Consider the following 1200-nt stretch of genomic DNA (forward strand, 5'->3'; position numbering starts at 1 on the left):
GGTAATCTCCCCATTTTTAGCTGAGGTCAAAAGTAGAGACTTAGGCCACTAGTGCCAGTTTTTGCTTTGGTGGGACACCACCAATTGCTGTATTGGGTCTTTCATTGTTATAAAACCATAGCCATTGTGTCGCATGTTCCTGTACCTCGGCAATACTATTCCAAAGATATTGGCTCAGCCATTCGTATCGCACAGTCCGATTATAGCGTTCTACATAGGCATTCTGCTGTGGATTGCCAGGCTGAATAAATTTCAGTTCTACATTGTGTTTTTCAGCCCAGGCAGCCAGTATCGCACTTATATACTCTGGACCATTATCACTGCGTATCTGTTTTGGTTTTCCACGCCATTCGATGATTTGATCCAATGTTCTCACCACACGCTCCGCAGGTAAGGAGAAGTCGACTTCTATCGCCAAGCCTTCACGGTTGTAATCATCAATCACGTTCAATAACCTAATGCTGCGACCATCTTCCAGTTGGTCGTGCATAAAGTCCATGGACCAACATTCATTGATTGCCTCTGGCACCGCCAATGCGTCCGGTTTATCACGCTTCAAGCGTTTCCTCGGCTTAATTCGTAGATTTAGCTACAATTCTCGGTAAATCCTATACACCCGCTTATGGTTCCATCGGTAGCGTTTCACGTTACGTAAAAAGTAATAACATAGCCCAAACCCCCAACTCCGATGGGTTGATGTCAGTTGCTGTAACCAGTCGGCTATTGCAGCGTTTTCATCACTGAGTTTTGCCTGATAGCGATAACAGCTCTCACTGAGTCCAAACAAGACACACGCAAATGCGATCGAAATGGCTTTATCTTGCACCGCCTTTTGCGCCAGCTCCCGCCGCCGCGACGGCTTTACCACTTTTTTTCGATGGCCTCTTTGAGTATTTCAGCTTTGAGTCGCTCTTCGGCATACATTTTTTTTAGTCGTGAATTCTCAGCCTCTAACTCCTTCAATCGCGCCATCATAGAAGCGTCCATGCCACCGAATTTGGCGCGCCATTTGTAGAAGGTCGCAGAGCTCATGCCATGCTCACGGCAAAGCCCCGGAACTGGGGTGCCAGCTTCGGCTTGTTTAAGGATTGCTAGGATTTGGCTGTCGCTAAATTTTGATGTTTTCATGCAGAATCTCCCTGCGTATATATTACGAGAAAATTCTACTTTTGAAATCTACTATTTTTAGGGGGGATTACC

1 pseudogene is annotated in these 1200 nt (G+C 46.0%); it reads right to left on the reverse strand.

Annotation, left to right across the window (positions count from 1 at the left end):
• Window positions 1–40: 40 nt before the first annotated feature.
• A pseudogene (locus tag AAEY97_RS21090) lies at window positions 41–1128 on the reverse strand (IS3-like element ISShfr8 family transposase).
• Between the last annotated feature and the right edge of the window lie 72 nt (window positions 1129–1200).

Origin of the sequence: Shewanella sp. TB7-MNA-CIBAN-0143 (assembly GCF_040310065.1) — a bacterium.
Taxonomy (GTDB): Bacteria; Pseudomonadota; Gammaproteobacteria; order Enterobacterales; family Shewanellaceae; genus Shewanella.